At 29.1% G+C, this 7,955-nt stretch carries 11 protein-coding genes; 5 read left to right on the top strand and 6 right to left on the bottom strand.

Translation table 11 applies throughout. The features are described 5' to 3' along the window. The first annotated feature begins 46 nt into the window (after positions 1–46). From DW269_RS11790 to DW269_RS11780, 3 genes are read left to right on the top strand one after another with little or no spacing between them, the layout of a single operon-like run. Positions 47–310 (top strand): hypothetical protein, encoded by a 264-nt coding sequence (locus DW269_RS11790; RefSeq protein ID WP_117460135.1) that lies wholly within the window; start codon positions 47–49, stop codon positions 308–310. Positions 311–364: 54 nt separating this feature from the next. Further along, a complete protein-coding gene (locus DW269_RS11785) occupies positions 365–2,230 on the top strand; it encodes a DUF1430 domain-containing protein (RefSeq protein WP_117460134.1) in 1,866 nt (621 codons plus the stop codon). Then, positions 2,227–2,823 carry an ATP-binding cassette domain-containing protein gene (locus tag DW269_RS11780; RefSeq protein WP_117460132.1) on the top strand — a complete coding sequence of 199 codons (597 nt, stop codon included), beginning with the start codon at positions 2,227–2,229 and terminating at the stop codon, positions 2,821–2,823. The genes DW269_RS11785 and DW269_RS11780 overlap by 4 nt, the downstream gene beginning before the upstream one ends. Before the next feature lie 14 nt (positions 2,824–2,837). Here DW269_RS11780 and DW269_RS11775 read toward each other — a convergent pair whose 3' ends face one another. From DW269_RS11775 to DW269_RS11760, 4 genes are all read right to left on the bottom strand, one after another. Continuing rightward, positions 2,838–3,188: a hypothetical protein gene (locus DW269_RS11775; protein WP_117460130.1), complete on the bottom strand. Its 351-nt coding sequence runs from the start codon at positions 3,186–3,188 to the stop codon at positions 2,838–2,840. Positions 3,189–3,227: 39 nt separating this feature from the next. Continuing rightward, positions 3,228–3,557: a hypothetical protein gene (locus DW269_RS11770; RefSeq protein WP_117460128.1), complete on the bottom strand. Its 330-nt coding sequence runs from the start codon at positions 3,555–3,557 to the stop codon at positions 3,228–3,230. Positions 3,558–3,644: 87 nt separating this feature from the next. Beyond that, on the bottom strand, positions 3,645–4,031 hold the full coding sequence (locus DW269_RS11765; protein ID WP_117460126.1) for a hypothetical protein: 387 nt from the start codon (positions 4,029–4,031) through the stop codon (positions 3,645–3,647). Positions 4,032–4,043: 12 nt separating this feature from the next. After that, positions 4,044–4,607, bottom strand: coding sequence for a hypothetical protein (locus tag DW269_RS11760; RefSeq protein WP_117548168.1), 564 nt, complete (start codon positions 4,605–4,607; stop codon positions 4,044–4,046). Positions 4,608–4,787: 180 nt separating this feature from the next. On the opposite strand from DW269_RS11760, the gene DW269_RS11755 reads away from it, so the two are divergent. Continuing rightward, positions 4,788–5,465 carry a LytTR family DNA-binding domain-containing protein gene (locus DW269_RS11755; RefSeq protein ID WP_158546369.1) on the top strand — a complete coding sequence of 226 codons (678 nt, stop codon included), beginning with the start codon at positions 4,788–4,790 and terminating at the stop codon, positions 5,463–5,465. A gap of 197 nt (positions 5,466–5,662) precedes the next feature. Continuing rightward, on the top strand, positions 5,663–6,505 hold the full coding sequence (locus DW269_RS11750) for a hypothetical protein (protein ID WP_147321706.1): 843 nt from the start codon (positions 5,663–5,665) through the stop codon (positions 6,503–6,505). Between the two features lie 12 nt (positions 6,506–6,517). On the opposite strand, the gene DW269_RS11745 is transcribed toward DW269_RS11750, so the two are convergent. Both DW269_RS11745 and DW269_RS11740 read right to left on the bottom strand, forming a co-directional pair. Continuing rightward, positions 6,518–6,931, bottom strand: coding sequence for a hypothetical protein (locus tag DW269_RS11745; protein WP_117460118.1), 414 nt, complete (start codon positions 6,929–6,931; stop codon positions 6,518–6,520). A 124-nt stretch (positions 6,932–7,055) separates the two neighbouring features. Next, a complete protein-coding gene (locus DW269_RS11740; protein ID WP_117460116.1) occupies positions 7,056–7,814 on the bottom strand; it encodes an SDR family NAD(P)-dependent oxidoreductase in 759 nt (252 codons plus the stop codon). Positions 7,815–7,955: the final 141 nt, after the last annotated feature.

Raw genomic sequence — 7,955 nt, 5'->3', positions numbered from 1 at the left:
TTGGTGATATAGGTGGTGCACTTTATGCGATTGGCGGTGCTGTTGCTTGCGAATAATCACTGTTACTGTATTTGCAAATGAATATAATTATTCTGATAATTATGTTAGCATTATTTTTACTGATGATGTTTATTCTGCCACTAAAAGAGCAGACTATACTACCCATTATGGCATTAGATCAAAAACTGCTTTTGCACAAGTTAAAGCAAATGGAAAAAGTAAAACTAAATCAGGTTATCAAGCAGCTCATGCAAAAATGACAGGTGTTAAGATTGACAACAATCACCAGCACATTTATTGGTATGAATAATTAATCACATAAGTAATAGCTATCATCATTTATAATATAAAAGGAGTGATTGATGTGATTAAAAGACTTCTCAAATGTTTTGTCTTTATCTCGTTGGTATTCTTACTGTGTATATCTGTATTAGATCATTCAGTTATGTATTTCTATACACAAAGTCAATCCGCTATTAATCATTCTAATCATACACTACTTGCATCCTTCAAATATGGTACAAGTAATGAAGAAAAAGAAGACATAGCCCAATACTTAGATAATAGAAATATCCCCTACTACTTCTCTAACTATGTGAATGACACATCACTTGTTTATGAAATAAGTGATAGTTTTCCTATCAAGCCCTCTATCAAGAAGTTTGGTTCTCCTCTAACAGGTTCACAAACAATCACATATAAGAGAATAAAGAACTGGCATCATATTTATGAAATTACTTTGCTAACAAATGATCAATCTATACAGCGTTACTTAAGTAATGATTCTAATATAATTGTGCAAAAGAATACTGTGCATGAAGAAGAGTACTCTATTTTTCTTAAAGATATACTTATGAAATATTCTTTCCTCTATGTTGTATTGTTGTTATCTTTAATTCTATTAAAAGTTTTAGATATGATTGATTATCAAAAACATATAGGTATCTATAAACTCCATGGAATCAATTCAAAGTCCATTCTCTATCAATTAGATCATCAAGAATGGTACAGTTTAGTATTCTTCTATTGGTTTGTATGTCTTATTACAGATTTTATGATTGGTTATAATGGGAATAATCATTGGATACTATTGAAGTATGAAGGACTGTTATTTCTTATTCTATTAGCCTTATATGCCCTTATAGAATTCATATTCTATCTATATATTTCTAGTCATTCAATTAAACAATATATCGTAGGTAGTCACCTCATAGATATGAAATCCTATGTCTTATTTGGTTTTAAAGTGATTGTAGTAGGTATATTATGTGTAATGACTTCTGTATTATATTCTTCTATCTCTAAAGCACAGTATGAATATAAGACTTTACAGTCAATAAAAGAAAAAACGCAGAATATAGTTGTCATTGATTCCTTTAAAGGAGAATATGTCACAGATCAGCAAGGCTGGAGTGATATATTAAAGAAACTACAAAACTTTATTGATTCACAGAATTCTCTCTATGTAGAATCTCAAGCGCAATTCGATGAAGATATTCTTCATAATATTCCTAATAGTGTACGTGTGAATCAGAATGTATTAGATATCTTTCATATTAAAGATATCAATAATCATTCTATTAAGCCTCAATCACAAACATTATTAGTACCACTATCAAGAAAAAATGATTCTTCAATTAAAGGATATGGTGATGGATATGCCATCCAATATATTAAGAATAATCAGAAAATTTATTCTTATTCTACCCATCATAAACATAACGGCTGGTTGATTAATTCTATTATTGTGATAGATGAAAACAATGATCCCTATCTTTATATGATTCCATCACATAATATCAATAAGAAGCTTAAAGAAGCGGGTATTCCACCTGTGCTTAACTTCATAAAGCCTTACAATACACTAAATGAACAGCTAGAAGAACTCAATAAGACAATACAGAAAAACATTATCTCTATTCAATTAACTTCTATTTTGATGTTGATATTAATTTATGAATATATCTTCTTCTATTTCAAGAAATCAATTATGAAGATTTCTGTATTAAAGATTCATGGTATTTCTTTCTTCAAGAGATATCAGGAATATATCATGTTGGAAAGTATATGTTATGTGTTACTGCTTCTACTTTCATTATTTATTCATACTATTCATCCAATCATGATCATTATGATATTGATGGTAGATTGGCTTCTCTCTTTACTTCTCATTTATGCCTTAGAAAAGATCAAGGTAATTTCTTGTCTTAAAGGAGATGAATTAACATGAGTCTAAAAGTATCTCATTTATATAAAAGTTATGATAAACCTATTATCCAGGATTTTAGTTATACCTTTGAAGATAATCATATTTACGCGATTACTGGACCTTCAGGTTGTGGTAAAACCACATTATTATATCTATTAGGATTCTTAGAAAAGAAAGATCAAGGAAGCATACTTATAGATGATAAAGAACCTAAAAGTATTCAAAAGTTATACAAACATACTATTGGTTTCTTATTCCAGAATTATGCATTAATAGAGAATGAAACAATAGAACAGAATCTAAAGATGATTTTAAAAAAAGATCAGTATTCTCTTATTCCTGAGGTATTAAAACAAGTGGGTATAGAAGCACCAATAACACAAAAGATATATAAGTTATCAGGTGGACAGCAGCAAAGAATTGCCCTGGCAAGACTCTTATTACATGATACAAAAATCATATTATGTGATGAACCAACGGGTAACCTAGATAAAGAAAATAGAGATATCGTCTTTGATATTCTCTATAAGTTATCTAGAAAAGGTAAGATAGTCATTATGGTCACACATGATTTAGAACTTGCTTCAAGATGTGATGAAGAAATTAAACTATAAGCTAAAAAGGTGGATTATTCAATTTCCACCTTTTTCTTATGATTATAGATTATACTTATTATAATATAACAGACTACCACCCCTGCAATCACAAACTTACATTCTTGAGAAAGATGACTTATTCTCAAAATCAGTAAAATCATAAATGTACTGATCATACAAATATTCTCTTGAAGTAATACTTTTGCGGATTTGTTTTTCTTCATACTATCAATAAGTTCATAAGCAAGTACTATTGCATCAAAAATAAAGATAACTGCAGCTATTCCTAAACGATACTTTGATGGAATCGCATCAAGTCCATTAAATATTAGAAATAGGAATGTAATGATTACACCAGTAAAATAATTTAGAATTTTTTTCATAATAACCTCTCTTACATATAAGAATATATTATTTTTTTATTAAATGCTAGGGATAGCGCCTGATTTCTTTTGTTTCTTTTTCTTTCTTTTCTCTTTAATATTATGAGTAATTGCGATTGCCTGGTAAATTATTACTGAACCTGATAATACTGCACCGATAATCGGATGTACAATACCTAAATGCAAAGGTATAAGAACAATAAGTGAAATAAGCACAAAGATATCAGTTTGTAAAAATACTTCTTTTGATTTGTTCTCTTTCATTCTGTCATTAAGAAGATATCTTAAAATGATTGCATCAAGCACAAAGAGTATAATTAATATAATTGATCGATTTTTTGATAATATTGTGTAAGAATCACCAATCATCAAATACCATACTGTGAACGCAGTACTCAATCTAGTACATATTTTCATGATGTTTGTTTTTATGAAATTTTTTCATAATGATTTCTCCTATGAGAGTCTATTATTTTTAGATGTTGATTTTATTGATTTCTTATCCTTAACAAAATTGTAGACCAAACCTATAATTAAATACAAAACAGTTATAGATTCTACTTCAGAACGAAATCTTGATGGAACAACATTAAATGCTAGAAGTGTAAAAATAGTCGCCGAAACTAAAGTACAAACATAATCATCTAAAAACATTTTAATTGAATGATTTTTCTTTCTACTTTCAATAATTGCGATTATTGCACAGATTGCATCAATGATCAGAATGATAGCCGCTATTGCTAGACGATATTGAGATGGAATCATATTGCTGCCATCTAAAAACTCAAACAAAAACGTAACCAATATACATATACATATATTCAAATTCAAAAATTTTTTCATATTAAGTCCTCCTTAATAAAATATGAGTGTATAAATATAAAGTTTAGTGCTCATCCGCAAACTACTAGTTTTAAAACTATATGACTTTTTTGGATCGCTACCAAACTTTATTGTAAGAGTTATATAAGTTCTCCTATTATTATGACATTTATATTTTAAACAGCCTTTTACTTGAGTTCCTACCGCTAACTTAAAAGCTGGCATCACTTTTTTAAGGGATGAAATTGAAGTCGCTGTAAAAGCTAAAATACTACCTGCTAGAAGTCCAGCTGTTTGATAATCAACAGTGAAATTCATTTTATAATGTGATGCATTTCTAGGATGATTTGCATAAACAACACACTTTTTATTTCTTCCATTAATTGTGAGTACACCTGTCTTTTTATCATATACTATATAATCTACATGCTTTGTTTTCTTATTAATTACATCCACATATCTTTTTTCACTATTCTCAAATAATTCATAGGAATAATAATTCAAATTGTTTTCTTCAATATGATCAGCAAAAACAGTAGTTATCGGGATATTTAAAATCATCACAAGAGATAATAGTATTATCATTAATCTCTTCATTGCTTTAAACCTTTCTCTTTTTTAATTTCCATCTAGATGTTAACTAAATATTATCCTATGATCTTCAAATTGCCTATAATTCTCGCATAAGAGACACATTTTCATGCATAAAAGACATTCCACAGAAATTACATTTCAATCCAATAAAATAATATGCTAAAATATTACAGAGATGACGTTATGAATATACTGATTTGTGATGATAATACTGCTTTCGCAATGCAGCTAGAAAAAGATATAAGTGAATACTTTCATAATCCTAATATGAATATAAATGTGGTGACTGATCATTTTGATCAAATAGAAGGTACATATGATGTTATATTCATGGATATTGAATTAAATGATAAGAATGGTATTGAAATCGCAAAATATCATAAAGATAAGCATAACTGTCTGGTTATATTCACATCAAGTCACGAGAATCTTGTATTTAATACATTCCAGGTTGAACCTTTTCAGTTCATAAGAAAGAACCATTATGATTATGATAAGAATATTGTCTTTAAGCAGTTAAAAGAGAAACTACTTACTCTTTATATCACTATTACACTTAAAGATAGTAAACGTTCGTTACAGATTCCTATTCAAGATATCCATTCAATTGTTTCTATTGGTCATGATTTAGTTGTCCATACACCTAAAGAAGATTATATGACAACTGGTACTCTTAAAGATTTCTGTAATGATTATATCAATACAACACTTGTTCAGATTCAAAAAAATATGATCATTAACCTTCAATACGTAGAAGATTACAATCGTAATACTATTCTATACAACAATGAAAATCTTTCTGTAGGACGTATTTATAAGAACAACTTTTTACACTATTACAAGGAGTATATGAAGCTATGATATTTGATTTCTTATTTTCAGTTATAAGTACTGCAATGCTTTGTTTTTGCATCAGCAGTATTTTAATACCAGAAAAAAAATATTCCTACACTATTCTTTGTGCTCCTCTTACTCTCACAGAAACGTTTATTTTTACCAATCCTACTCTCCTCAATAACTTTTTATTGATCATTCTTATATGTGTAACACATGCATGTATGCTTTATATTCATAAATATAAAGCTGTGATTTATAGTATTTCTACAACACTTCTATTCTTTACTGCTTTACTTTTTGTGAATCTTTTATTTGTTCGTTTATTAAACTTATTTAATTTAGGAGAATTTTATGGACTTCCCTTCGGAATTCTTTATTGTATGATTTCCTTAGGCTTATTAAAGATATTAAAATATAATAGAAATAATCTTTCCTTCCTCGAAGAGAATAAGACCTTTGGTCTTATTGGGATTGTATTACTTGTATTAATCTCTTTATTAATGCAAGCTCTTTCTTTTATTAGACTACCCCAATCTACAATCATCTTAATGACTGTATTGGTATTTGTATTAAGCTTATTATTTATTTTTCTATTCTTCCAATATAGACAAAATTACTTAGAGAAAGAGAAGTTAAGAATACAAAGAGAAAATAATGATCGAATTAATCATATATATAATTCTTTACTAAAGAAAGAACATCGTATGCTTTATGTATTAAGAAAGCTTGATCATGTAATTTCTGATGAAGAGACACATCAATTCATTGAAAAAGAGATAGATGATCTAATGCATAAACAATATGTATCTCATACTAATAATCCTATCTTTGATCATAAGTTAACTATTCTTATGCAGAGTTTAGAAGATTATGATATCAAGATGATAGTCATGATTCCTGTTGATTCTCGTTTGGATGATGCAAATATTATTGAACAGATGGAAATATTCATTAGAGAACATGTAACAGATCATACAGAAATAAGACTAAAGGTTAAAGATAATCAATTCATTATAAATTGTAATGACAAAACAAAATCAATCCGCTTAAAAACGCCTCATTAACGAGGCGCTTTCTTATAGGTTATAGGATACAATATACAGCTTATGACGCTGAGCTACTACAATCAATGATCTTCCTACGTCACTTTTCTTATAATACTTATAATCTTGTGTGAAGTCTGGCAACTGCTTTTGTGATACTTTTGCTTCTATGATATATTTATTGAATTCTTCTTCTATTTCATTATTCTTCTTATTAGTCAATGTAATGGGAAGATTTTTATTTTTAACTTCCTGTACCTCATAATATATTCCATCATTAGTAAATGAAGGAGAAGGTTTTACTTGATATACAATTGTGTTTTCTGAAGGGAAGTCGATATTCCAGTTTTCAGATATATAATTCATATTCTTATAATAAAGAAGCGTAGAGACAACCACAACAACAATAAGTGTTATAAGAATGACTAATATTTTCTTGAGTTTCATCATTTCACTCCTTTCTACACTTCAACTCTATATGAGATATGATTTATTGCCTATAATTCTTGCACAAGAGACATAAATTCTAGCATAAAAGACATTGAAAAAGTGCAGCCTAAGCCGCACTCCATTATAAATCTACACCATAATCAGTAACTACAACCTGTCCTGTAATAGGTGCTGCATCATCACTTGCTAAGAAAAGAGTGACTCTTGCAACATCTTCTGGACTACATGGTTTAAGGGATAAATCACTATGAGCACTCATAGCACCCATCATCTTCATATCCATTGTATCAGGTGTTAAACCTGCTGCCATATCTGTAGTAATACTACCAGGACAAATCACATTACAACGAATATTTTCTTTCGCAAAACGCATTGCAGTATGTTTAGTGACACCGATAATAGCTGCTTTAGTAGAAACATAAACTGCTCCTCCAGCACCAAACTGACCTGCAACACTTGCAATATTCACAATAGAAGCACCACTTGTCATAACCTTTAATGCTTCAGACATACAATACATTGTACCCTTCTGGTTAATATCAATAACTCTATTTAAGTCATCATAATCAATACGATCAATCGCATTTAATCCTTTATCAAGTACACCTGCATTATTCACTAATACATCTACTTTACCAAATGCTTCTACAGTTTTAGAAACTAGGTTCTTTACATCATCAATCTTAGAAATATCAGTAGGTACACATAATACAGTACCTCCTGCTTCTTCAATTTCTTTACCTACTTCTTCTAATACTTCTTTTCTTCTTGCTGAAATAACAACCTTTGCACCTTCACTCGCAAATAATTTTGCAATAGCTTTACCAACACCTGCATTACCGCCTGTAACGATAGCGACTTTATTATCTAATTTACCCATATTTAAGCCTCCTTGTTAAAATAGTAACATAACTGTAAGTGTATTCATAGAGTGGATAATCAAATTCATCTATTTTTATATAAACCTCAATTGTAAAATGAAACTGGAATTAAGGAATTGGGATAAAGGGGCATGCCCCTT

This window comes from Catenibacterium sp. AM22-6LB (assembly GCF_003435615.1).
GTDB classification, from domain to species: domain Bacteria; phylum Bacillota_I; class Bacilli_A; order Erysipelotrichales; family Coprobacillaceae; genus Catenibacterium; species Catenibacterium mitsuoka_A.
Note: the sequence above shows the minus strand (reverse complement) of the source record. Positions and strands in the feature narration are given on the sequence as shown.

Excerpts from the sequence above, each read along its gene's own strand:
- DW269_RS11780 (WP_117460132.1), top strand. The coding sequence starts at position 2,227 with ATGAGTCTAAAAGTATCTCATTTATATAAAAGTTATGATAAACCTATT.
- DW269_RS11775 (WP_117460130.1), bottom strand. The coding sequence starts at position 3,188 with ATGAAAAAAATTCTAAATTATTTTACTGGTGTAATCATTACATTCCTA.
- DW269_RS11770 (WP_117460128.1), bottom strand. The coding sequence starts at position 3,557 with ATGATTGGTGATTCTTACACAATATTATCAAAAAATCGATCAATTATA.
- DW269_RS11765 (WP_117460126.1), bottom strand. The coding sequence starts at position 4,031 with ATGAAAAAATTTTTGAATTTGAATATATGTATATGTATATTGGTTACG.
- DW269_RS11760 (WP_117548168.1), bottom strand. The coding sequence starts at position 4,607 with ATGAAGAGATTAATGATAATACTATTATCTCTTGTGATGATTTTAAAT.
- DW269_RS11755 (WP_158546369.1), top strand. The coding sequence starts at position 4,788 with ATGAATATACTGATTTGTGATGATAATACTGCTTTCGCAATGCAGCTA.
- DW269_RS11750 (WP_147321706.1), top strand. The coding sequence starts at position 5,663 with ATGCTTTATATTCATAAATATAAAGCTGTGATTTATAGTATTTCTACA.
- DW269_RS11745 (WP_117460118.1), bottom strand. The coding sequence starts at position 6,931 with ATGAAACTCAAGAAAATATTAGTCATTCTTATAACACTTATTGTTGTT.
- DW269_RS11740 (WP_117460116.1), bottom strand. The coding sequence starts at position 7,814 with ATGGGTAAATTAGATAATAAAGTCGCTATCGTTACAGGCGGTAATGCA.